General features: G+C 57.8%; 29 protein-coding genes (1 of these 29 running past the window's edge). 16 read left to right on the top strand and 13 right to left on the bottom strand.

Translation table 11 applies throughout. The annotated features are described in order from the left end of the window. A protein-coding gene (locus tag GGR91_RS00735; protein ID WP_183939115.1) for a hypothetical protein crosses the window boundary here: on the top strand, nucleotides 1-144 show its 3' portion. 213 nt of this gene lie to the left of the window's left edge; only the last 144 of its 357 coding nucleotides appear in the window; the start codon falls outside the window, past its left edge; it ends in the stop codon at nucleotides 142-144. Between the two features lie 227 nt (nucleotides 145-371). Here the strand turns inward: GGR91_RS00735 and GGR91_RS00730 are convergent, their stop codons facing one another. Continuing rightward, entirely contained in the window at nucleotides 372-1,310 is a 939-nt protein-coding gene (locus tag GGR91_RS00730) for an isopenicillin N synthase family dioxygenase (protein WP_407698396.1), read from the bottom strand. A gap of 47 nt (nucleotides 1,311-1,357) precedes the next feature. Here GGR91_RS00730 and GGR91_RS00725 point away from each other — a divergent pair, with 47 nt between their 5' ends. Then, the gene (locus tag GGR91_RS00725) at nucleotides 1,358-1,771 is read left to right on the top strand and encodes an EVE domain-containing protein (protein ID WP_322788750.1); all 414 of its coding nucleotides are present in this window, start codon (nucleotides 1,358-1,360) and stop codon (nucleotides 1,769-1,771) included. Then, on the top strand, nucleotides 1,768-2,652 hold the full coding sequence (locus GGR91_RS00720; RefSeq protein WP_183939111.1) for an ATP-grasp domain-containing protein: 885 nt from the start codon (nucleotides 1,768-1,770) through the stop codon (nucleotides 2,650-2,652). Before GGR91_RS00725 ends, GGR91_RS00720 begins: the two co-directional genes overlap by 4 nt. Here the strand turns inward: GGR91_RS00720 and GGR91_RS00715 are convergent. The 10 genes from GGR91_RS00715 to GGR91_RS00670 are packed head-to-tail and all read right to left on the bottom strand — an operon-like array spanning nucleotide 2,627 to nucleotide 10,080. Then, complete coding sequence (locus GGR91_RS00715; protein ID WP_183939109.1) at nucleotides 2,627-3,313, bottom strand: glutathione S-transferase family protein; 687 nt, start codon at nucleotides 3,311-3,313, stop codon at nucleotides 2,627-2,629. The two genes, GGR91_RS00720 and GGR91_RS00715, sit on opposite strands and share 26 nt — an antisense overlap. A gap of 43 nt (nucleotides 3,314-3,356) precedes the next feature. Beyond that, a complete protein-coding gene (locus GGR91_RS00710; RefSeq protein WP_246336993.1) occupies nucleotides 3,357-4,559 on the bottom strand; it encodes a serine hydrolase domain-containing protein in 1,203 nt (400 codons plus the stop codon). A gap of 29 nt (nucleotides 4,560-4,588) precedes the next feature. Continuing rightward, nucleotides 4,589-5,230: a CoA transferase subunit B gene (locus GGR91_RS00705; protein WP_183939105.1), complete on the bottom strand. Its 642-nt coding sequence runs from the start codon at nucleotides 5,228-5,230 to the stop codon at nucleotides 4,589-4,591. Further along, complete coding sequence (locus GGR91_RS00700) at nucleotides 5,227-5,553, bottom strand: DUF5076 domain-containing protein (protein ID WP_183939103.1); 327 nt, start codon at nucleotides 5,551-5,553, stop codon at nucleotides 5,227-5,229. The genes GGR91_RS00705 and GGR91_RS00700 overlap by 4 nt, the downstream gene beginning before the upstream one ends. Continuing rightward, nucleotides 5,550-6,461, bottom strand: a complete 912-nt coding sequence (locus GGR91_RS00695) for an HAD family acid phosphatase (protein ID WP_183939101.1) — start codon at nucleotides 6,459-6,461, stop codon at nucleotides 5,550-5,552. Before GGR91_RS00695 ends, GGR91_RS00700 begins: the two co-directional genes overlap by 4 nt. Continuing rightward, nucleotides 6,458-7,168, bottom strand: coding sequence for a CoA transferase subunit A (locus GGR91_RS00690; protein WP_183939099.1), 711 nt, complete (start codon nucleotides 7,166-7,168; stop codon nucleotides 6,458-6,460). Before GGR91_RS00690 ends, GGR91_RS00695 begins: the two co-directional genes overlap by 4 nt. 40 nt (nucleotides 7,169-7,208) lie before the next feature. Next, nucleotides 7,209-7,868, bottom strand: coding sequence for an HAD-IA family hydrolase (locus tag GGR91_RS00685; RefSeq protein WP_183939097.1), 660 nt, complete (start codon nucleotides 7,866-7,868; stop codon nucleotides 7,209-7,211). An 8-nt stretch (nucleotides 7,869-7,876) separates the two neighbouring features. After that, nucleotides 7,877-8,572 carry a VIT1/CCC1 transporter family protein gene (locus GGR91_RS00680; RefSeq protein ID WP_183939095.1) on the bottom strand — a complete coding sequence of 232 codons (696 nt, stop codon included), beginning with the start codon at nucleotides 8,570-8,572 and terminating at the stop codon, nucleotides 7,877-7,879. A 16-nt stretch (nucleotides 8,573-8,588) separates the two neighbouring features. Beyond that, entirely contained in the window at nucleotides 8,589-9,509 is a 921-nt protein-coding gene (locus tag GGR91_RS00675) for an SMP-30/gluconolactonase/LRE family protein (RefSeq protein ID WP_183941479.1), read from the bottom strand. Between the two features lie 13 nt (nucleotides 9,510-9,522). Continuing rightward, nucleotides 9,523-10,080, bottom strand: coding sequence for a GNAT family N-acetyltransferase (locus GGR91_RS00670; protein ID WP_246336992.1), 558 nt, complete (start codon nucleotides 10,078-10,080; stop codon nucleotides 9,523-9,525). 136 nt (nucleotides 10,081-10,216) lie between these two features. Here GGR91_RS00670 and GGR91_RS00665 point away from each other — a divergent pair, with 136 nt between their 5' ends. From GGR91_RS00665 to GGR91_RS00650, 4 genes are all read left to right on the top strand, one after another. Continuing rightward, nucleotides 10,217-11,026 carry a universal stress protein gene (locus GGR91_RS00665; RefSeq protein ID WP_183939093.1) on the top strand — a complete coding sequence of 270 codons (810 nt, stop codon included), beginning with the start codon at nucleotides 10,217-10,219 and terminating at the stop codon, nucleotides 11,024-11,026. 119 nt (nucleotides 11,027-11,145) lie between these two features. Continuing rightward, nucleotides 11,146-12,423 (top strand): amino acid permease, encoded by a 1,278-nt coding sequence (locus tag GGR91_RS00660; RefSeq protein WP_246336991.1) that lies wholly within the window; start codon nucleotides 11,146-11,148, stop codon nucleotides 12,421-12,423. A gap of 39 nt (nucleotides 12,424-12,462) precedes the next feature. Further along, complete coding sequence (locus GGR91_RS00655) at nucleotides 12,463-13,890, top strand: NAD-dependent succinate-semialdehyde dehydrogenase (protein WP_183939091.1); 1,428 nt, start codon at nucleotides 12,463-12,465, stop codon at nucleotides 13,888-13,890. Beyond that, nucleotides 13,890-14,243: a YbaN family protein gene (locus tag GGR91_RS00650; protein WP_183941476.1), complete on the top strand. Its 354-nt coding sequence runs from the start codon at nucleotides 13,890-13,892 to the stop codon at nucleotides 14,241-14,243. The genes GGR91_RS00655 and GGR91_RS00650 overlap by 1 nt, the downstream gene beginning before the upstream one ends. A 12-nt stretch (nucleotides 14,244-14,255) precedes the next feature. Here the strand turns inward: GGR91_RS00650 and GGR91_RS00645 are convergent, their stop codons facing one another. Then, nucleotides 14,256-14,771 (bottom strand): sterol desaturase family protein, encoded by a 516-nt coding sequence (locus GGR91_RS00645; RefSeq protein WP_183939089.1) that lies wholly within the window; start codon nucleotides 14,769-14,771, stop codon nucleotides 14,256-14,258. 94 nt (nucleotides 14,772-14,865) lie between these two features. On the opposite strand from GGR91_RS00645, the gene leuC reads away from it, so the two are divergent. From leuC to grxD, 7 genes are all read left to right on the top strand, one after another. After that, the gene (gene leuC / locus GGR91_RS00640) at nucleotides 14,866-16,296 is read left to right on the top strand and encodes a 3-isopropylmalate dehydratase large subunit (protein ID WP_183939087.1); all 1,431 of its coding nucleotides are present in this window, start codon (nucleotides 14,866-14,868) and stop codon (nucleotides 16,294-16,296) included. Between the two features lie 110 nt (nucleotides 16,297-16,406). Then, entirely contained in the window at nucleotides 16,407-16,613 is a 207-nt protein-coding gene (locus GGR91_RS00635) for a hypothetical protein (protein ID WP_183939085.1), read from the top strand. Between the two features lie 4 nt (nucleotides 16,614-16,617). Further along, nucleotides 16,618-17,211 carry a 3-isopropylmalate dehydratase small subunit gene (leuD, locus tag GGR91_RS00630; protein WP_183939083.1) on the top strand — a complete coding sequence of 198 codons (594 nt, stop codon included), beginning with the start codon at nucleotides 16,618-16,620 and terminating at the stop codon, nucleotides 17,209-17,211. Between the two features lie 9 nt (nucleotides 17,212-17,220). Continuing rightward, entirely contained in the window at nucleotides 17,221-18,216 is a 996-nt protein-coding gene (locus GGR91_RS00625; RefSeq protein WP_183939081.1) for an NADPH:quinone oxidoreductase family protein, read from the top strand. A 67-nt stretch (nucleotides 18,217-18,283) separates the two neighbouring features. After that, entirely contained in the window at nucleotides 18,284-18,607 is a 324-nt protein-coding gene (locus GGR91_RS00620) for a DUF1476 domain-containing protein (RefSeq protein WP_183941475.1), read from the top strand. After that, nucleotides 18,607-18,837 carry a BolA/IbaG family iron-sulfur metabolism protein gene (locus GGR91_RS00615; protein WP_183939079.1) on the top strand — a complete coding sequence of 77 codons (231 nt, stop codon included), beginning with the start codon at nucleotides 18,607-18,609 and terminating at the stop codon, nucleotides 18,835-18,837. Before GGR91_RS00620 ends, GGR91_RS00615 begins: the two co-directional genes overlap by 1 nt. A gap of 10 nt (nucleotides 18,838-18,847) precedes the next feature. Continuing rightward, complete coding sequence (gene grxD, locus GGR91_RS00610; RefSeq protein WP_407698395.1) at nucleotides 18,848-19,180, top strand: Grx4 family monothiol glutaredoxin; 333 nt, start codon at nucleotides 18,848-18,850, stop codon at nucleotides 19,178-19,180. On the opposite strand, the gene GGR91_RS00605 is transcribed toward grxD, so the two are convergent. Further along, entirely contained in the window at nucleotides 19,181-20,440 is a 1,260-nt protein-coding gene (locus GGR91_RS00605; protein WP_183939075.1) for an MFS transporter, read from the bottom strand. It lies immediately after the preceding gene. A 40-nt stretch (nucleotides 20,441-20,480) separates the two neighbouring features. Here GGR91_RS00605 and GGR91_RS00600 point away from each other — a divergent pair, with 40 nt between their 5' ends. Further along, nucleotides 20,481-21,578 (top strand): YeiH family protein, encoded by a 1,098-nt coding sequence (locus GGR91_RS00600; RefSeq protein ID WP_246336990.1) that lies wholly within the window; start codon nucleotides 20,481-20,483, stop codon nucleotides 21,576-21,578. Then, nucleotides 21,575-23,077, top strand: coding sequence for a glycerol-3-phosphate dehydrogenase (locus GGR91_RS00595; protein ID WP_183939073.1), 1,503 nt, complete (start codon nucleotides 21,575-21,577; stop codon nucleotides 23,075-23,077). Before GGR91_RS00600 ends, GGR91_RS00595 begins: the two co-directional genes overlap by 4 nt. Nucleotides 23,078-23,084 lie beyond the last annotated feature (7 nt).

Genomic DNA, 23,084 nt, shown 5'->3' with positions numbered 1-23,084 from the left:
ACGGTGAATGGCGGGCCCGATATGCGGATATTGCGCAGCGCGCTACGGAGCGAGGATGAACGCTGGTCCCGTGATACCCGTGAATCCTCCCCATCGACTTGCGATGGGGAGGTGGATCGACCGGGTCGGACCCCTTTCCCGTGAAACACAACCGTAGCCCTGAGGAGCAGTCGCATGGCGACTGCGTCCGTCGCAGGGCGCCTCTCGGCTGTAGCGCCACCCCGACAGCCGCCCTTCGACAGGCTCAGGGCTTCGGTGATAGTCCAGCCCAGCCATCGGAGGCTAAATTGACAGACTGGACAGTTACCCCCCTGCTTTTGCGTGAATCTTGTCAATGTAACGCGGGGCGGTGGCGATCTTTGGGGCGGCCCTTATGCCTTCAGCAAGCCAATCTCGATCAAACGTTCGCGCAGATAATCATCTGCGAGAATCGGGTCGGGATAGCGATTCGGGTTTTCGGCGCTCACGCATTGCGGCAGCGTGGCGATTGGGAAGTCAGACCGCAGATGCAGGAAGAATGGCATAGAGTAGCGGCTGAACCGCGAACGCTCACCCGTCGGGTTGACCACACGGTGCGTCGTCGACGGCAGCATATGGTTGGTCAGCCGCTGCAACATGTCCCCCACATTGACCGCCAGGCCGCCCTGCGGTGGCGAGACGTCCATCCAGCTGCCGTCGGGGCGCAAAATCTGCAGCCCGGCCTCTTCGGCCCCCAGCAAGAGCGTTATCAAATTGATATCCTCATGCGCGCCGGCGCGGATGCAGCCTTCGGCGTCACCCGCAATCGGCGGGTAATGCAGCAACCGCAGAATCGAATTGCCATCCTCAATCGTCGGGTCGAACCAGTCCGCAGGCAAATCAAGATAGCGGGCGATCGAGGACAATATCCGCGCACCGACCTTGTCCATTTCGGCAAAGAGCAACTGGAACGTCTCTTTAAACTCGGGCACATCTGGCCAAATGTTTCGCAGCATCGACCCCGCCAACGGGCTGTCCGGCGCGACATCACGCCCGACGTGCCAGAATTCCTTCAGATCATGATAGTCAGCGCCCTTGGCAATTTCCGTTTTGAACGGCGTGTAACCGCGCTGACCCGCAAGTGCGGTGTCGAACCCCTTCATCTTTTCCGACTCGGACTGTTCGAACAACTGTTTCGTCAGCGCCCAGGCTTTCGCAACCAGATCTGGGTTAAGTCCATGATCGACAACGGTCGCGAACCCATAGGTCTGAAATGAATTGCCAAGCTGCTGGCCAAGCGCGTCGGCGTCGCCGCTGCGCAATGAAATAACGGGCATATGTGTCATGGACAGCGCATTACTGCCTGCCTTAAAGGCTTGCCAGCGAAAAGGAGCGACAAGTGACAAAACAATTTTGGCTGATGAAGTCCGAACCCGACGTTTATAGCTATGATGATTTGGTGGCGGAGGGCGAAGGCACTTGGGACGGCGTGCGCAACCATAGCGCGGCGATTAACCTGCGCACGATGAAGGTCGGCGACCAAGCTTTTTTCTACCACAGCAATATCGGGCTTGAGATTGTCGCGATCATCACGATCAGCCAAGAGCATTTCATCGATCCCACCGATGAAAAGGCGCGCTTTGTCGCGGTCAAGGTCAAGCCGTTACGCAAGCTTGCACGATCGGTGACGCTCAAGGCCATCAAGGCGAACCCGAAACTGGCCGAAATGGAAATGCTGCGGCAATCGCGCCTGTCGGTAGCGCCAGTGCGGGAATCCGAATGGAATGAGATATTGAAGATGGCGGGTGAATGACCGTGCCAAAGATCGCGATTCTCGCCCCCGTCCCCGAATATGAAGAAGACTGGTCGCATATAAAGGCGGATTATACGCGGCTATTGGGCGATCAGGCGACATTTATCGATTGGACCAAGGCGGACGACTTGAGCGGCTTTGATTTGGTTACGCCCTTATTGGCATGGGGGTATCCGCGCGATTGCCCGCGCTGGTTTGCCTTACTTGACCGATTGGAGGCAGAGGGCATCCCCGTTTCCAATCCGGTCAGCATCTTGCGGTGGAATAGCGACAAATCCTATCTGGCAGAATTGGATGCGGCGGGCATATCGTCCGTACCAACATTAGTAAGTGACGCGCTGGATGTCGCCGCGCTGGACCATGCCCGCGCCACCTTTGCTGTCGACACGCTCGTGGTCAAACCGCCTATTTCGGGCGGGGCCGACGGGACATTCCGGCTGACGCTTGGCGACGACATTCCCGGCTCGGTCGCCGGACAGCGCATGATGATCCAACCTTATCTGCCGACGATAGCCGAGGAAGGCGAATATTCGCTCTTCTACTTTGGCGGCAATTTCAGCCACGCCATCATTAAGCGCCCAGCCGCAGGCGATTTCCGCGTGCAGGAACAATATGGCGGCTATGAAGCAGCGGTGACACCGCCTGCCGCGGCGCAAGATCTGGCACAGCGCGCCTTCGCCGCCACCGCATCCATCACCGGCACGGGCACGCTGGCTTATGCCCGGGTCGACCTATTGCGCGATGGCGATGGCGTGTTCCGTTTGATGGAGCTGGAGCTGATCGAACCATCGCTCTTCCTGCGCTTTGCACCCGACAATGGCACCGCATTCGCCGAAGCGTTGCTGGCAACCGCTTTTATGCCTGACGGTAATCCGCGATGATTTCGCCGCAGGCCAGCAGTTCCGCTTCGTGGCCAGCCTCGCGCCAGCTTTCGGTCAGCGCATCCTTCTCCCACGCAAGCATCGCGGGAAGGCCGAGCATATGGTCCACCCATTTTTGCCCGGCATGGCCGACATCAAGCCCATATGTGCGCACGCGAAACGCGACTGGCGCGAAAAATGCGTCGACGGCGGTGAAATGCGGCCCCGCCAAAAACGGACCGCCATACCTATCAAGACCTTGCGCCCAAAGCTCGGCTATCCGCGCAACGTCGCGTTCCAAGGCGGCAGACATGGGCTTTGGCTTCACCCGAACGCCGACATTCATTGTGCAATCATTGCGCAAAGCAGAAAAGCCGCCGTGCATTTCGGTCACGGCGCATTGCGCCCATGCGCGTGCCGCAGGATCCTGCGGCCAGACGCCTTCGTGCCGGTCGGCCAAATATAAAGTGATGCCAAGCGAATCCCAGACAGTCCGTGCGCCGTCCAGTAGCACGGGCACTTGGCCCGTCGGCGAAAACGCGCGGAAGGCTTCGTAATTGCTATCAGCCGTAAAAGGCTCAATCCGGTCTTCGAACGGGATGCCCAGCATCGTCATCAACAGCCAGGGCCGCAAGCTCCAGCTCGAGTAATTGCGATTCGCGGTAATCAGCGTGTAGGTCATTGAAAACGGCCTTTCCGGTGAAAATGGCTATTGGGCGCGCCAGCTAATCATTGAGTTCCAGCCAACGCGAATCTGTGCGCTGATGATAGCTGTCGAAAGCGGCGAACGGAATGCGGAAGGGCGTGCCCCAATTGCTGTTCCACATGGCAACAACGCCCGTGCGCGTTGCGGGTTCGAAAATCAGCGTAGCCCGATATCCATCGACCGCGCCCGAATGGCCAATAAACTGGCGTCCATCATACGTGAAGCTGCGCCATCCAAGCCCGTAATGGGTATCTGAATTCGCCTGCCGCAGCTCACCGCCATAGATTCGCGCCGTATTGACGCGCGGGGCCTGCGCCAATCGAAGCGTTGAAGCAGGCAGCACATCTGGACGCTCGCCCATCGTCGCCTGCAACCAGCGGGAGAAATCAACGATATTGCTTTCTACCCCCGCCGCAGCCGGCACGCGCCAATAGCTTTCCTTTAATGTGCGGACGCTGCGGCCGCTGTGCGGCCGGGCCCAATCCTTCGCGCCCGTCAGTCCTGCCATGCCGTAATTCGCGCTGGTCATGCCCAGCGGCAAAAAGAAACGCTCGCTGACCAGATCGGGATAGGACCGCTTGCCCGCCTTGGCCAATATTTCACTGGCCGTGTCGAACGCAACATTCTGATAGGTGTGGCAGGTTCCGGGCGTACATTGCAGCGGCGCTTCTGCCAGACTGGCGCGGATGACGCGCGGGTCCTGCCCATCCTCCAGCTTTTCATCATATGCGTTTTTGGTGAGACCGCTCTGCTGCGCCAGCAACTGGGCAAAGCTGATCCGCGACTCCGCGCCACCGGGCAAACGCAGCGAACTATGCCAGCTCGACACAGGCTTTTTCAGATCAAGCGCGCCTTCGCTCGCCATCGATGCCGCCAGCGTGCCAGCAACCGTTTTGGAGACTGAAGCCCAGCGAAACACCGTATTATTGGTAACAGGGACGTCGGTGGAACGGTCTACGACGCCATAGCTATGGACAAAGCGCAGCTCGCCCTCCTCGACTATGGCTACCGCGAGCCCAGCCATTTCAGCACGCCGCGTCAGCGCGGCAAATTGCTGGTTGAGCTTGCCATAATCGATCCGACCGCGCCATTCGTCTGGCTGATCAGGCAGATTCGGGGGTGTCTTTACAAGTTTACGTAGCACCGCCGCGACCTGGCTCGTCGCCGGCGCCGGGTTTACAAAATACCAGCTGGCTAGCCCCAATGCAGAGGCGGTGATCAAGGATATAATGACGCGTCGCATGGTGCCGATTAAATCGCGACCTCATAATGTGCAGTGGTTTTGCCGGCGACTTCTTCCACGGTGATTCCCGGCGCCACTTCAATCAGCTTGAACGGGGATGATTTGTCGGGGCGTTGGAACACCGCCAAATCGGTGATGATCATATCGACGACATTTTTACCCGTCAGCGGCAATGTGCATGCGGGGATGAACTTTGGCGAGCCGTCCTTGGCGTTATGCTCCATCACGACGATGATTTTCTTCACGCCAGCGACAAGGTCCATTGCGCCGCCCATGCCCTTGATCATTTTGCCGGGGATCATCCAGTTGGCGATGTCGCCATTCTCCGCGACTTCCATCGCACCCAGCACGGTTAGGTCGATATGCCCGCCGCGGATCATGGCGAAGCTGGCGGCGCTATCGAAATAGGCGGTCTGCGGCAGCTCGCTGATGGTTTGCTTGCCTGCATTGATAAGGTCGGCATCTTCTTCCCCCGCAAAGGGGAAGGGACCAATGCCCAACATACCATTTTCGGACTGCAGCGTCACTTCGACGCCCGCCGGAATATGGTTGGCGACCAGCGTGGGGATGCCAATGCCCAGGTTCACATAATATCCGTCGCGCAATTCCTTTGCAGCGCGGGCGGCCATTTCGTCACGGGTCCAGCTCAATGTATCAATCCATCTTCATCGGTGGTGGGGTGTTCAGTCGGCAAATCGGTTGGGTTGGCACGCTCGGCGTCCACGCCCTCCCAAATCCGCGCCAAGGCTTCAGCCTCCGGTATTCCGGTGGCGCGGGCCCAGGTTTTGGCGCCGTGGCGAATGCAATCGACCAAAGCGATGCCATAGCCCATGGGATCGCCGCCGACGGGAACGGGGTTGATGAAGCAGGTCACTGGCCCGCCTTGCTTCGCCCAGACGCGCAAAAATTCACGGCTATCACCAAGCATATCGGTATAAGGCACAAGATCGATGGGGACTGGCTTACCGCTCATTTCGCGGGTTCCCATTTGGTGTCGGCCGTAAAGATTTCGTCATAGCCGCCACGGATGGACGGGCCATAGACAGGGTTGGAGAACAGGAACCAGCCATTGCCCCACATGTCCGCAATCGCGGGATTGGTCGCCAGCTTCCGCCGGTCAGCGACGCTCAGGCCTTTGGCGTTAAAGGCTTGGACAAAGTCGCCAAGCTGATCGCCCGCCAGCGCTATCACGCAATATTTTGCGGCGATAGCAGCGCGCCTGCCATCTTTGCTCGATCCGGTCGCGTCATCACCCATAAGATAGAGCGTATCTTTATGTTTGAATTCGCCAAGCCCTGCCATACGCAGCGTATCTTCCGTGCCTTTGGCATTCGCTGCTGTGCGATTGGTGTTCGCAATGATTGTCACGCCCGCATCGCGCATGATTTTCAATGCATCGATCGCGCCGGGCATGGCCAGTGCTTTGCCAGCCCCGCTTTTTTCCCACGCATTCCAGATGACGGGATCAAAATCCTTACCCTGCTCCGCCATGTAGCGCATTGCGCCGACGTTCCACAGCAGCGTTTCGTCGGCATCAAATACCGCGGCCAATGGCTTTGAACCGCAGCTTTCGAACCGGGGCGCGTCCGGGGTTGACCCATCTGCCAGCACAGTCTGCGATTTGATGGCACGGTTCAGGGCCTTGGCACGGACATATTGCGCCATGGCTTTATATAGCTGCGCCGATGCAATGCTGCCTTCGGCCGAGCCATAAAGCCATTGCTGCCCCGTCGGTGGCGAAGCAGAGGTTGGCTTTTCGCCGATCTGGGTCGCGAGCGCGTCCTTGCTGAGCACGGGCGCAGCAACCTGCTGGCCTTGCGCGGCGCAACTGGCCAGCGCCAGCGTGAGCGCGGCAATGCTTGCTGCCAAACCCCGGATCATGCGCTTTCCCTTTCGCGTACGGTACGAAACTCGATTTTCTTGTCATAAGGCGCGCCAACGATCATGCGCTGCACATAGACGCCGGGCAAATGGATGCAGTCTGGGTCAAGGCTGCCAACCGGCACCACTTCCTCTACCTCAACCACGCAGACCTTGCCGCAGGTGGCGGCGGGCAGATTGAAGTTGCGGGCCGTCTTGCGGAACACAAGGTTACCGCTTTCATCGGCTTTCCACGCTTTGATGATCGACAGGTCAGCAAAAATGCCACGCTCGAGGATATATTCCTCACCGCCGAAATCTTTCACTTCCTTGCCCTCGGCCACTAAAGTGCCGACGCCCGTTTTGGTGTAAAAGCCGGGGATACCAGCGCCGCCAGCGCGCATCCGTTCGGCCAGCGTCCCTTGCGGGCAGAATTCGACCTCAAGCTCGCCCGCCAGATACTGCCGTTCAAATTCTTTGTTCTCACCGACGTAAGAAGAAATCATCTTCTTCACCTGCTTGGTGCGCAGCAGCTTGCCGATGCCTTCATTGTCGATACCGGCATTGTTGGACACAAAGGTGAGGCCAGTCACGCCACTATCGCGGACGGCGTCTAGCAATCGTTCAGGCAAGCCGCACAGGCCAAAGCCGCCGCTGGCAATTAGGATGTCATTTTTGAGCAGGCCGTCGAGCGCGGATGCTGCGTCCGGGAAAAGTTTTTTCGCCATGAAGTGCTCCAATAGTTGGGAGAGACGGAACGGCTCCCGCCTAGACCTCAACGGGTGTGAAGGTCAACGCCAATAGCGCGCCCAATTCGCCGAGCGCCTGTGCGCCACTGGTGACCTTGATCGCTGCCATGCCCATTGCTGCTGCGGGTTTGCAGTTGATGCCAAGGTCATCAAGGTAGATGCATTGTGGCGGAGAAACGGCGAGCGCATCACACATCATATTATAGATGCGCGGGTCAGGTTTGCGGACACCCGCTTTGCTTGATTCAATGATATGGTCGAACCGTTCCATCACCGCCGCCACCGCCGCCGCTTTTGCGTCGCTCACCGCCATGCCTGCGCCTTTGCCCGACGGCACATTGTTGGTGATGCACCCCAGCGCAAAGCCCAGCGATTTGAGTTGATCAAGCGCCGCCACCATGTCTGTACGGATTTCGCCAGCAAGGCAGGCGATGACGGACGCACCGTCCAATGCATGCCCCAGTGCCTGCGCTTCGGCAGCAAACAGCGCGTCAAATTCACTTGCGCTACATTCGGCGCGTTCGAATTTGGCCCAGGCATTATTGTCCGGATTCACCGAATTCACCCGGCGGACGAAATCCTGGGGTAAGCCGCGTTCGGCCTCCATCCGGTTAAACGCCTCAAACGGCGACGAAGTGATAACCCCACCGAAGTCAAAAATTACCGTATTAAATGTCATGCAATGCCTCAGGCGATTGTTGTGCCGAACAGCGATCCGATCGCTGCGGTTGCCGCCATTGCAATTGCACCCCAAAAGGTCACCCTAAAAATAGCTTTACCCATCGGCGCCCCGCCCGCTTTCGCACCGACACCGCCCAGAATGGCCAGGAACAACAGCGCCGCAATCGATACGGTCCAGCTGAGAGTGGCGGCAGGCGACAAGGGCACCATTGCCAAGGGCAGCGCCGCGCCAATCGCAAATGACACAGCCGAAGCCAAAGCCGCCTGCACGGGGCGCGCCGCGGTATGCGTTGCCATGCCAAGTTCATCGCGCAGATGCGTCGCCAGCGCGTCGTGGGCGGTCAGCTTGTCCGCAACTTGCTCGGCCAGCGCCCGGTCGAGCCCGCGCGCTTCATAAATGCGGACCAGTTCCTCGCGTTCCTTCTCAGGGACCGTGGCCAGCTCTTCGGTCTCGCGGGTCCGATCGGCATTTTCGGTGTCGGATTGCGAACTGACCGACACATATTCGCCCGCGGCCATCGACATTGCACCCGCCACAAGGCCCGCAATTCCTGTCATCAATATGGTCGCGGGTGACGCTTGCGCCGCCGCCACACCCACAATCAGGCTCGCGGTCGAAACGATGCCATCATTCGCGCCAAGGACGGATGCACGCAGCCAGCCGATGCGGTCAATAAGATGCGCTTCCTTGTGCCGTGGCATGTGCGATAATCCGATCTCAATATTGCAGCTTAAGCCCCGGCCGCGTCCAACGGGTTTTAACCAGACGCCCACTGCCCGACAGACAGATATACGCGTCCATCATATCGTCTCCGCCCCACGCAATGTTGGTGGTGAAGATATCATCGGTCGCGACAAATTCGACCAGCTCGCCATCCGGAGAAATCACGCTGATCCCGCACTCGCCAATGGTGGCGACGCAGATATTGCCGCTTGCTTCGATGCCAAGGCTGTCGAAAAATTTATAGCCGGCTGGACGATATAGGGGAATCCCCGGCCCGCCCGGACCCGCATCTGCCGCAACTTTGCCTGGCGACGTGATGTTGAACTTCATCAACCGGCACGTGTAGGTTTCGGCAGCATATAATGTCTTGCCATCGGGCGACAGGCCAACGCCATTGGGGTTGTTCGACGGAAAGATGACCTCTTCCAAATGGCTGCCATCTGCTTTGGCGTAAAAGATGCCAACGACATCATGGCTGCGCTTGGCATAATCGATCTTGCCATGGTCGGTGAACCAAAACCCGCCATGCGCATCAAAAACAATGTCATTCGGGCCACGCAGGCTGCAGCCAAAGTCACCTGATTTATAGAGTATCTCGACTGCGCCGGTATCGATATCGATACGTTCAATCCGGCCGCCGGAATAATCCTGCGCAATGCCGTGCGGCGCTAAAAAGCCATTGGCTTCCATATATTCAAAGCCGCCATTGTTGCAGCAGTATAATTTGCCGTCGGGGCCAAGCGCCAAGCCGTTGGGGCCGCCGCCCGTCTTTGCAACGACCGACTTGCTACCGTCGGGCCGCACCCGCGTGATCTGCCCCTCGGCGATTTCGACCAAAATGACGCTGCCGTCGGGCATGACGACTGGGCCTTCCGGGAAGCGCAGGCCATCGGCGACCAATTCAAACTCTGCCATCATCTTCTCTCCTTTAGCCCGGCTCGCGCGCTGGCGCGGTCCGGTCTCCCTCTCCAAGCTCGGCCTGCATGTACACGCTGTCAAGCCAGCGGCCAAATTTCCGACCAACCGATCGCATCCGGCCGGCAAAAGTGAAGCCCATTTTCGTATGTAGCGCCACCGACGCAGGCTCTCCGCCGCCGATCACCGCAATCATTTGACGAAAACCACATGCGTGCGCCTCATCAAGCAGCCGATGCATCAGCTCGGCACCGATCCCTTGACCCACATGTTGGGCGCGCACATAAATCGAGTTTTCGCAGGTGAAGCCATAAGCGGGCCGATCTCGAAATGCCGTTGCGTAGGCATAGCCCAATATCACCCCTTCGCATTCGGCAACCAAGAAGGGCCAGCCATGGGCCAAAATGTCGCCAATCTTCTGTTCGGTTTGATCCAATGTGCGCGGCACGGTGTCGAAACTGGCGGTGCCGTTCAGAACATGATGGGCATAAATGTCGGCTATTGCTTGAGCATCGGTGACACACGCGCCCCGCACGATCATCTCGTTCTTCGCTTGCCCCGCGTCATCCATCCGTCATCGCTGACATAATATTTCCCGCTTTGGAAGCATTTTGCCATTTTTGATATCGATCAACGACTTTGCTCCGCATCCGCCTACACTCAATCGCATCAATCCGAGTCGGCCTATTCTGGCGTATGAAAAGGAAATGATGATGAAATCTATCATAGTACATGCTGGCGGAGACGCAGCCTTTGAAAGCCGGTTGCAGGCGGGGCTTGATCTTGCCCGTCGTTTCAACGGGCATCTCACGCTCGTCTTGCCGCGGCCAACGCAGGATTATGTGGCATTTGACATGTTCGGCGGTGCGCATTTCATTGCCGAAGCCTTTGACGCCGCCGAAACGGAACGCGGAAAGCTGTGTGCACGCACGGACGCGCATCTAAAATCGGAGGATGTGCCGTGGGATTGGCAGATATTTGACGGAACGACATCTGATGCATTGATCAACGCAGCGCGACTGGCGGACATATTGGTCATGTCGCTGGATGAAGCGGGCACGCCCGGCACCGCGCGCGCATGGGTCAGCGATGTCGTCATGGCGTCACGAACGCCAGTACTGGCCGTGCCGGCATCGACAAAGCGCATCGCGTGGGACCGCGCGATGGTGGCATATGACGGCGGATTTGAAGCAGCCAACGCCTTGCGCGCCGCGCTGCCGTTGCTTGAGGCCGCAACGCACGTGCGGATCGCAGAGGTCGAAACCGTGCCTGAAGAATTCCCTGTGACGGACGCTGCGACCTATCTGTCGCGCCATGGCGTCAGCGCCGAAATAGCCGTTGCGGCAAAGGGTGATCAAAGCGTCGAAGAACGGTTGCTGGCTGAAGTAAATGCGTGGCGACCCGATTTCCTCGTCATGGGCGCCTATGGCCATGGGCGGTGGCGCGAAACCTTGTTTGGCGGCGTGACACGGTTCATGCTGGGCGAATTGGGCATCCCTGTGTTGTTGGCGCATTAGGGTCAGGATCTAAACAAAGATTGGCTTTTGCCCTTTTTCCGTGCCAGTCAGGGCACGGAGATAGGGGAAAGTACGTGACGCAGGATACAGCCAAAGCAAGCCGTCCGATGGGATTTTGGATGGCACTTGCGCTCGTGATGGGCAGCATGATTGGGTCAGGCGTATTCCTGTTGCCCGCAAGCCTTGCGCCCTTGGGATGGAATTCAGTCATTGGATGGTTGATTACCATAGGTGGCGCATTGTGCGTGGCATCGGTGTTTGGCGCTTTAAGCAAGGCCTTGCCAAAGGCGGGCGGGCCTTATGCCTACACCCGCGCCGCCTTCGGCGACGGCGCGGGCTTCGCGGTTGCATGGGCCTATTGGATATCGATGTGGGTTGGCAACGCCGCCATCGCCACCGCTGCGGTAAGCTATCTGAGCCAGTTGTTTCCGGTTGTCGGAGCGCATGGCGTATCATCCGCCGTGACGATCGCGATTATTTGGGCATTTACACTCATCAACATTCGCGGCACCAAGCTTGCGGGGCAAGTTCAGATCGTCTGGACGATCGCAAAGCTGCTGCCTCTGGTCGCGGTGATCGGGCTTGCAGCCTATGTCCTTGCGACCCAAGGCACCGCGCTTGTGCGGCCATTTGTGACCGCAGACATTTCCGCGACCAGCATTTCCAGTGCGACCATATTGACCCTATGGGCGATGCTTGGGCTTGAGCTGGCAACCGTGCCCGCCGACAAGGTGCAGGACCCCGAACGCACCATCAACCGCGCGACGCTTTTTGGAACCGCCGGCGCTGGCGTCATTTATATCCTCGTCTGCTCCGCCGTGGTCCTGATGCTGCCGGTTGCCATCACCAGCGTATCGGCGGCGCCATTTGCGGACTTTGTGAATGTATATGCGGGCGCCAATGCCGGAACCGCTATCGCCGCGGTCGGCGCTATCAGCGCGCTTGGCGCGTTGAACGGCTGGATCATGTGTCAGGCCGAGATGCCCGCCGCTTTGGCGCGCGATGGACTGTTTCCGGCATTCATGGGCAAAGAAAGCGCCAATGGCACGCCGCGCAACGCACATCTGTTTACCTCAACACTTTTGACGCTGGTCATCCTGATGAACAGCAGCCGGTCGATGTCATCGATGTTTGAATTTCTCATCATACTCACCACCGCCATTGTTCTGGTGATGTATTTCGGATGCGCTGTGGCTGCTTTCCGCTTGATCACCACTGGACAGTTGCCGGGCAAAGCAGGGTTCAAGATCATATTGTTGCTTGCCGCACTATATTCCTGCTGGACGATCTATGGCGCAGGGGCCGAAGCGTTGATCTGGGGCGTATTTTTATTGTTGGCTGGGTTCCCGGTTTTCTGGCTGTTGAAGCTTGCAAGGGGTTCCAAACCCACGACCTGACGCCTACATGGAACGGACAAGAAATTTGCGGGACATTCGATGAGCTATACTACCGATTTAGGCCTTTATATTGATGGCAGCTGGCGCAAGGGCGAAGGCCGCGATTGTCACACCGTCATAAATCCGGCCACTGGCGAAACGCTCGCTGAGCTGCCGCTGGCGACCGCCGCAGACCTCGATGAAGCGCTTGCCGCGACAGCACAGGGTTTTGCACATTGGCGCGGCGTCGATGTAAATGCCCGCGCCGCAATATTGCATAAGGTTGCCGATCTCATCCGTGAGCGGGCAGAGGGCATCGCCGTTCTGCTCACCACCGAACAGGGCAAACCACTCGCCGAAGCGCGGACCGAGGTTCTCTCCTGCGCCGCGCAGTTTGATTATTTCGCCGAAGAGGCCAAGCGCAGCTATGGCCGTGTCCTCGTCCGGCCGACGGGGCAGCGCGCCATCGTTCTGAAACAGCCCGTTGGACCCGTTGCCGCATTTTCACCGTGGAATTTCCCGGTCAATTTGATGTGCAAGAAAATGGCGGCAGCGCTCGCTGCGGGCTGCTCGATCATTGCCAAACCACCGGAAGAAACGCCAGCAAGCACAAGCGGCATCATGCAGTGCGTCATCGACGGCGGCGTTCCGGGCAATGTTGCCCAGTTGATTTATGGCGTTCCCGATATGGTGAGCCGCCACCTGATCGCATCGCCGATCATCCGCAAGGTCAGCTTCACAGGGTCTGTGCCTGTGGGCAAACATTTGCTGAAGCTTGCGGCAGACGGCGTTAAGCGGACCACGATGGAATTGGGTGGCCATGCGCCTGTGCTCATTTTCGATGATTGCGACCTTGAAAAGGCTATCACCTTGTCGGCGACCACCAAGTTCCGCAACGCCGGACAAGTGTGCATTTCGCCAACGCGTTTCTACGTGCAGGAAGGCGTCTACGACCGCTTTGTCGCTGGCTTTACCGCGCATACGAAGAATGTGCAGGTCGGCAACGGCTTGGATGCTGGTACGGCCATGGGGCCACTGGCCAATGCGCGGCGGCCTTCGGCCATCGCTGCCCTCGTGGAAGATGCAACGTCAAAAGGCGCGAAGCTTTTGGCGGGCGGCACACGCGGCGAACAGGGCTATTTCTTTCAGCCCACGGTGCTCGCGGACGTTCCCATGTCCGCAGACGTCATGGACAATGAACCATTTGGCCCCGTTGCATTGATGCGGCCATTCAAGACGTTGGACGAAGCGATTGAACAGGCAAACCGCCTGCCCTTTGGCCTTGCCGCTTATGCCTTCACCGAAAACGCACGACAGGCGAACCTTGTCGCCGATGCGTTGGATACCGGCATGGTTGGCCTCAACAGCTTTGTCATTTCCATGCCTGACGCGCCCTTTGGCGGGGTAAAGGAATCCGGCTTTGGCAGCGAAGGCGGCCCCGAAGGTCTCGACAGCTATTATGTGACCAAAGCGGTCCATCAATATTGATACAGCGGCAGCTCTGGCTGATTGGTGGGCTGTCGGCACTGGTACTGGGCACCGTTGGTATCGCTCTGCCGTTGCTGCCGACCGTTCCGTTTATGATATTGGCGGCGTTTTGCTTTGCGCGCAGCAGCCCGGCGCTTGAAGCCCGCTTGATGAATCATCCCGCCTTTGGGCATCATATTGTTGCTTGGCGCGAAAAAGGGGTGGTGAGCAGGCGCGGCAAATGGTCGGCAACCGTCGCCTTTGGCATCAGCATAGCGATTGGAATGATCACGTTGGCATTGCCTTGGTCGTTAATACCACTGGGCGTTGCAATATTGTGTCTTGGCTGGATTTGGCGAAAGCCCGACGCTTAGGGTCAGGACCTATTAAATCGCCGCGTCGCGGACGATCGCGGTCCCGGCCTCGCGTTGTTTTTTGAGATCCGCCTTCAACTTGGCAGGATCACGCGCAAATACGAAACCAAAGCTGACGCCGCCTTCCTTGCCGATGGTGGCATGGTGCAATTTATGCGCCTGAACCAGCCGCTTGGCGTAACCACTGCGTGGCACATATTTAAAGTAACGCTGATGCACGAGGCCATCATGCACCACGGTGTAGATGATGCCGTAAAATAGCACGCCAAGGCCAATCCACGTCGCAGGCTCCCAAGCTCTTTCACCGAGCAACAAAGGGCTGCCAATCGCAAATAAGGAGATGCTCGTAACCGCGCCAACAATCCCATAAAGATCGTTCTTTTCCAGCGCATTATCATGTGGCTCGTGATGGTCCCGATGCCAGCCCCAGCCCCAACCGTGCATGATATATTTATGGCTCGACCACGCCACCCATTCCATGACGAAGACGGTGCCAAGCACAATGAGGACGATGCTGATAACGCTCATGTTGTTTCCATTATACGCAAATGGCGGAATATTGAAGTGCAACGATTGTCACCTCACTTGATTTCGCTGCAATCAGTTCTATGGCACTTTTATTATGTCCACACCGCAAACACTGTACGAAAAAATCTGGAACGCCCATGTCGTCGAACAACGCGACGATGGTACGTGCCTGATCTTCATTGACCGCCACCTTGTGCACGAAGTGACCAGTCCGCAGGCTTTTGAAGGCCTACGGGCGGCAGGACGCCGTGTCCGCAGACCCGATTTGACATTGGCTGTGCCTGACCACAACCTGCCCACCACCGCGCGTCTGGATAGCCACGGACAACCGATCCCGATTGCAGACCCCGAAAGCGCCCAGCAATTGGAAGCGCTGGAGCGAAACGCGCCGGAGTTCGGCATCGACTATATAAATGCCTCCGATGCCAAGCAGGGCATCGTCCATGTTGTCGGGCCAGAGCAGGGCTTTTCCCTTCCCGGCACGACGATTGTGTGCGGCGACAGCCACACCGCGTGCCATGGTGGCCTTGGCGCGTTGGCATTCGGCATTGGCACGTCTGAGGTCGAGCATGTTCTGGCGACGCAGACGCTCCAACTGACGCGTTCAAAGTCCATGGAAGTACGCGTCGAGGGCGAATTGCGCGCAGGTGTGTCCGCCAAGGACGTCGTGCTGCACATCACGGGCGTGCTTGGCGCCGCAGGCGGCAGCGGCCATGTGATCGAATATACCGGATCCGTTATCCGCGCGCTCAGCGTCGAAGGGCGGCTGACCATTTCCAACATGGCCATTGAACATGGCGCGCGTGCGGGCCTCGTGGCACCCGACGACACCACTTTTGCTTATATCAAGGGCCGACCCATGGCGCCGTCGGGCGCAAATTGGGACGCAGCTGTTGCCTATTGGCGCACACTCGCGACCGACCCGGGTGCAACATATGACAAGGTCGTGTCGATTGATGCCGCCGATATCGCACCCAGCGTCACATGGGGTACCAGCCCCGAAGATGTGTTGCCGATTACAGGCATAGTGCCAGATCCGTCCGCATTTGCCGATCCGTCCAAGCAGGAAGCCGCGCGCAAATCGCTGGATTATATGGGGCTGACGCCCGGCACGCGGATGACCGATATCGAAGTGCAGAATATCTTCATCGGCAGCTGCACGAACAGCCGCATCGAAGATCTGCGCGCCGCCGCTGAAATCTTAAAAGGCCGCAAAAAGGCAGCAAATGTCAAATGGGCGATTGTCGTGCCCGGCAGTGGCCTTGTGAAGCAACAGGCCGAGGACGAGGGTCTGGACCGGATATTTACCGACGCTGGGTTCGAATGGCGCGAGCCGGGCTGTTCGGCATGTTTGGGGATGAACCCGGACAAGGTGCCCCCCGGCGAACGTTGCGCATCGACCAGCAACCGGAATTTCGTCGGCCGTCAAGGACCGGGCGCGCGTACCCATCTTGTAAGCCCGGCAATGGCCGCAGCTGCTGCTGTAACCGGCAGGCTAACCGACGTCCGGGAGTTCGCCAGTTAAGGGTGACGCGTGCGCGGCACCGCTGGCCTATGCGGCGGTGCCGGTGAAGCTATTCCCTTTACTTGTCACAAATGCCGAAGCTAAAGCAGTTGGCATCAAGGAAGAGGCTTATGACCAATAAAAAATCCGATGAGGGCGACACATGGTCGACCACAGCCAAGGTTGGCGCTGCAGTGGGTTCGGCGGCACTGATGGCGGCGTTGATTTACGCAGGACGCCGCAGTCTGACCCAGAAAAAGGGGAAGCTGGAACCGCTGTCGCCTGAGCCTGAGGTCGCACCGATGACGCACAATCAGCCCAAGACAGATACGGACTAAAATTATGAAAGCGATAAGCCGTGTTGAAGGCCGGGCCTATCCCGTCGGTTTGAAGAATATCGACACCGATGTGATCATCCCGGCGGTGTGGCTTAAAACCATTAGCCGAGTTGGACTGGGCAAGGGTGCATTCGAAAGCTTGCGCGCGGTCCCGGGCAACGTATTTGACGACCCGGAATATGCCGGTGCGCCGATATTGATTGCTGGCGACAATTTCGGTTGCGGATCGAGCCGCGAACATGCGGCGTGGGCCATGGCCGATATGGGCATATCAGCGGTGATTGCGCCGAGCTTTTCGGACATATTTTCGGGCAATGCGTTCAAGAACGGTTTGCTCGCCATCGTCCTTCCGCAGGCGGCGATTGACCGGTTGATGGAAGTCGCGCGGACCGATGACATTCACATCGATCTGGAAACGCAAACCGTCACCACCCCGTTTCAGGACCGGTTCGAATTTGAAATCGATCCGTTCCGTAAACATTGCCTGATTAACGGTGTAGACGAAATCGGCCTAACGCTGAAAAGCAGCGACGCGATTTCGGTGTACGAAGCCAAATTATCTGCGGACCGGCCCTGGCTGGCGCCAAACCCCGTTTAGGAGAGAGACATGCGCGCTTTATTATCGACCGCAAGCGGCGGCCCAGAAACACTTGTCATGGGCGAACTGCCTGAACCCACCGCTGGCCCCGGTCAGGTTGTGGTTGCTGTAAAGGCCTGTTCAATCAATTTTCCCGACACGCTGATGATTGTCGACCTCTATCAATTCAAACCTGAGCGCCCCTTTGCGCCGGGCGGAGAAATTGCGGGCACAGTCGAAGCGATTGGCGAAGGCGTGACCGGCTTTGCCATTGGCGACCGCGTCATTGGCCTATGTGGCAATGGCGGTCTGACCGAAAAAGTCGCGGTCGCCGCGTTCAATTGCTTCAAAATGCCTGACGCCATGTCCTTTGACGATGGCGCAGCTTTGTTGATGACCTATGGCACGTCCATCCACGCGCTGAAGGATCGCGGCCATATGAAATCCGGCGATAATGTCCTTGTGCTTGGCGGCGCAGGCGGCATCGGGATTTCGGCGATTGAACTGGCCAAGGCATTTGGCGGCCGTGTGGTCGCCGGTGTCTCCAGCGAGGCAAAGGCAGACATTGCGCGCGAAGCAGGCGCTGACGAAGTGGTCGTGTATCCGCACCAACCGTTCGACAAGGACCAGTCCAAGGCTGTTGCCGAACTGTTCAAAACGGCCGCTGGCCGGGACGGATACAACATCATTTATGACACCGTGGGTGGCGACTATAGCGAACCTGCCGTCCGGTCGATTGCATGGGAAGGCAAGTTTCTCGTTGTTGGCTTTCCAGCCGGGATCGCGAAATTGCCATTAAACCTCACACTGTTGAAAAGCTGCGACGTGTGCGGCGTTTTCTGGGGCGCCTTTGCGGCCCGTACGCCGCAGAAAAATCATGCCAACATAGCCGAGCTGTTTGACTTATATGCAGCGGGCAAGATCAAGCCGCGCATTTCGGAAACATTCGCACTTGCGGACGCCGGAACAGCAATCGCACGGTTGGGTGATCGGGCAGCTGTTGGAAAACTGGTCGTACACATTTAACACGACCGGCCTTGTTGCGCGACGATGCAGGCATTATCTTTGAACAACAGCAAAATGGAACGGCATGATGACGACTTTCGACGATCGCGAAAAAGCCTTTGAAAACAAGTTCGCACATGATGCGGACCTATTGTTCAAGATTACCGCCCGCCGCAACAAGCTGGTGGGACAGTGGGCAGCCGAAAAAATGGGCCTGACCCCCGAAGAAACCACAGCCTATGCGACATCGGTCGTGCAGGCGGACTTTGAAGAAGCGGGCGACGAAGACGTTATACGTAAACTGCTTGGCGATTTGACATCGGCCGGTATCGACGTGGATGACGCGATGATCCGCGCTGCGCTCGAAGACAAAATGGTGGAAGCCCGCCGTCAATTTATCGAGCCTGCATAATGGCCATGCATGCGCACGAAATTGAGCAAATGATTCAGGCCGCCCTTCCCGATGCGCTTGTTGAAATCACTGACCTTGCGGGCGACGGCAACCATTATGCCGCGCGCGTCGTCAGCGAAAGCTTTCGCGGAATGCCGCGCGTAAAACAGCACAAGGCGGTGTATGACGCTTTGGGCGGACGCATGGGCGGTGTCTTGCATGCCCTTCAGCTGACAACAGCCATTCCCTGATTATTGGAGTATTGAAATGAGCGTTAACGAACGGATCGATGAGATCGTCAAAGGCAATGATGTCGTCCTTTTCATGAAAGGTTCGCCATTGTTTCCGCAGTGCGGATTTTCCAGCAAGGCGATCGCCATTCTTGACCATCTGAATGTCGCTTATGAAAGCGTCGACGTCTTGCAGGATATGGAAATCCGCGCGGGCATCAAAGATTATAGCGATTGGCCAACAATCCCGCAATTATACGTCAAGGGCGAGTTCCTTGGTGGTTCGGACATTATGATGGAAATGTTCGAAGCGGGCGAACTGCAAGCAATTGTCGACGCAGAAGGCCTGGCCAAGGCTGGCTAATCAGTCGGCGTCATTTACCACAACCAGCCTTGGCTGCATGATGTGAATCCACAGCAACGCCAGTAAATAGGCGCTTGCACAGATTGCGAACATCGGCGTGTAGCCAAGGCCTGCATCAAGCGACCAGCCAGCGAATTCAAGCATGGCCGCGCCGCTCAAATTACCGACCAAAGCCCCAATTGCGATCACGCTGCCGACCTGACGGGCGGGAACGATATCTGCTGTCATGCCGAAAATATTGGTCGAAAAACCCTGATGCGCGAAAAGTGCCAGCCCGATGATCAGCGCCGCAACCCATTCATTTGGTGCTTGCAGGGCCAAGGGAATGGGTAAAATCAGCAAAGCGTAAAAAAGCATGGAGCTTTTGCGCGCTGCATTTGGTGTCATTCCCTTACCCAACAGGATCGGGAACAATATGCCACTGGTCAAGGCGCCCACCGCCGCCAGCGCATATACGATTGCCGTGGGCGCGCCTATTTCAGCCTGCCCCAGTCCAAATTGCCGCGCAAAGAAATCTGGCGCCCAAAACAATATGAACCACCAGACAAGGTCCGTGAGCAGCTTTGCGCCTGCCACGGCCCATGTCCGCCGTTCCTTCAACAGTTCACGCCATGGCGGGCCTTTGTCTGCTGGATTGGCGATGGTTGGCGCGGCTGTTCCCAATGGCTGAAGCTTGCTCGTGCCGAGCCACCAGAAAAGCAGCCAGACAAAGCCGAGCGCACCAGTGATAATAAACGCCTCGCGCCAGCCGTACATGATGGCAATCCATGGCACGGTCAGCGGCGCCAGAATTGCGCCTATATTGGACGCGCTGTTAATCACGCCGATACCGATGGATCGTTCCCGAATGGGCAAATATGTGGCGGCGGATTTCATCGCCGCCGGCGTATTGACCGACTCTGCCACAGCCAAGGTGACGCGTGCTGCGACAAACTGCCCAACCGAACTGGCAAAAGCATGTCCCATGCCCGCCAAGCTCCATATCGCAACGGCCAAACCATAGCCCCAACGCACGCCGAACCGGTCAATAAACCACCCGACGCCCAGCAAAGCCACAGCTGTGGCAATTTGAAATGCCGATCCGAAATGGCCAAATTCACGGTCAGTCCAACCAAACTCAACCTGCAATGTGGGTTTCAGAAGTGCGAGAACCTGTCGGTCGAGATAATTGAGCGCCGTGCCGAAAAACAAAAGGGCAATGAGTCCGTAACGGATATAGCGTGCGGCATCGCCGGACTTTGCGATCTCGGTGTCGGCCATTGAATCCTCTCCCAAGTCCTGCTTTATGCTGGAACTTCTGATGCATCTGCCTATAGAAGGCCATATGACACCGCAAGACATAAACGCGAATTATATCGCTGACCTGTATGGCGAGACATATCTTGCTGAGGACAATCCGGCACCGCGCAAACGATTGATGATCCGCGCATTGTTCCCGGGCCTTGCTGTCGTTGGTATCGCATCGGTCGCAGCGACTTGGTTCTCTGAACATTATGCCATGCCCGTCATATTGGCCGGGCTTCTGCTGGGTTTGGCGCTCAATTTTGTGTCGGCTGAGCAAAAGGTTCACCCCGGCCTCGATTTCTGCGGCACCTCTTGTTTGCGGTGGGGCATCGTTCTGCTGGGGACTCAGGTCACCGTCATGCAGATTGGCGGTTTGGGGGCACTCGCGTTTCTGGGGCTGGTGTGCATCATGGCACTGGTGATGGGTGCGGGCCTATTCGGCGCACGAATAGCTGGGCAAAGCAATTATGCAGGCTGGCTTGCGGGCGGCGCAACGGCAATTTGCGGCGCATCAGCTGCCTTGGCTATTTACGCCGTTATTGGCCGCGAACGGCTGAACCAGAACCAATTCACGCTGACGTTGGTGGGCGTTTCACTCGCCAGTGCTATCGCCATGTCCTTTTATCCCCTGATCGCGGCGCAGCTTGCCTTTACGGATCGTCAGGCGGGTTTCCTGATGGGCGCTGCGATACATGATGTCGCGCAATCGCTCGGCGGTGGCTATAGCTTTTCCCAATCCGCGGGTGAAACGGCTACCATCGTAAAGCTGTCGCGCGTGGCCTTGCTGGCCCCCGCAGTGGCGCTGATTGGCCTCGCCATCGGTTCGGGCAATGGCCAACCGAAAAGCCTTGCTGCGAAATTGAAACTGCCATGGTTCATCATCGCCTTCTTCGCGGTGGTTGCCGTCAACTCGCTTGTCGATGCACCGAAGTGGGTGGCCGAATATGGCCTGCTGGCATCCAAGGCGATGCTCTTGTTCGCCGTTACCGCAACAGCTATGCGGTCACGGCTTGATCTGTTACTCGGGCAAGGCTGGAAAGCGATGCTGCCCGTCATGCTTGCCACTTTTACCGCTTTCATCGCCGCGGCGACCTTTGCATGGGGATTTTTATGAGCCAGCCAATTTTTGACCTCGCCGTAATCGGCGGCGGCATAAACGGTGCGGGCATTGCGCGCGACGCAGCCGGGCGGGGCGCAAAGGTGGTCTTGCTCGAGCGCGGTGATCTTGCGCGCGGCACATCCTCTGCATCGACAAAACTAATCCATGGCGGGCTGCGCTATCTTGAGCATTATGAATTCGCGCTGGTGCGGGAATCGTTGATTGAGCGCGAGCGGTTGTGGGCCATTGCGCCGCACATCATTTGGCCGCTGCGCTTTATCCTGCCGCATCAAAAGGGCATTCGGCCCGCATGGCTCGTTCGCTTGGGCCTGTTTTTATATGACCATATTGGCGGCCGCAAATTGCTTCCGGCGACCCGCACCGTAAAGCTTGCGTCTGAACCCGCCGGTAAGCCGCTGAAGCCGCAATTCACAACTGCGTTTGAATATTCCGATTGCTGGGTCGATGACGCCCGATTGGTGATCTTTAACGCCATGGACGCCGCGCAACATGGCGCAGAAATCCGCACGCATAGCGAAGTCACACACATCGAACGGCGCGATGGCATTTGGCATATCGAAATTGCAGGGCAGCCGCCCATCAAGGCGCGCGCCGTTGCCAACGCAGCAGGACCAGCGGTGCTTGAACTGCTTGCGCGCACCACCGGGCGTCAACGCAACGCAGCCGAAACCATCCGGCTTGTGCGCGGGTCACATATCGTGGTGCGCAAAATGTTCGATACGCCGCAGGCTTATTTCTGCCAAAATCCCGATGGCCGGATCTTCTTCGCCATTCCGTATGAGGATGATTTCACCCTGATCGGCACGACCGATGCCGATCACAAAGGTTCGCTCGATGACATTATCGCGACGCCCGAGGAAATCGATTATATTTGCGAATCCGCTGGCGCCTATTTCAAACAAACCATCACTGCGGCGGACGTCATTTACGCTTACGCCGGTGTTCGTCCGCTGGTCGATGACGGGTCGGGCAAGCCCGAAACCGCGTCGCGCGGTTACCATTTCGAAGTCGACGTTGATGCCGATGGGCAAGCGCCGATCCTATCTGTCTTCGGCGGCAAAATTACAACATACCGCCATTTGGCAGAAAGCGCGGTCAAGAAGCTCGCTGGATATATGCCTATTCTCGATGGACGAAGCTGGACGCTCCAACAGCCGCTTCCGGGTGGCGATTTTCCGACCGATGGCGCCGATAACTTGGCGGATGAACTGCAGCGCGCATACCCGTTTCTGCCTGCCTCGCTCACCCACCGCTGGGTGCGCAGCTATGGTACGCTGACGCGATCAATTTTGGCCGATGCCCACTCCATCGCGGATCTCGGCACGCATTTTGGCCACGGACTGTATGCGCGCGAAGTCGACTATTTGATCGGCAAGGAATGGGCCCGCTCCGCCAGCGATATCCTATGGCGGCGCAGCAAGCTGGGCCTGCGGTTTTCTGCTGAAGAAACACAGAATTTGGAAAGTTACGTCGCCGGCAAATTACGAGAATAAAACCATT

The sequence above is a fragment of the Sphingorhabdus rigui genome, from assembly GCF_014196595.1.
In the GTDB taxonomy this organism is placed as follows: Bacteria; Pseudomonadota; Alphaproteobacteria; order Sphingomonadales; family Sphingomonadaceae; genus Sphingorhabdus_B; species Sphingorhabdus_B rigui.
This window is presented reverse-complemented; position numbering and strand designations above follow the sequence as displayed.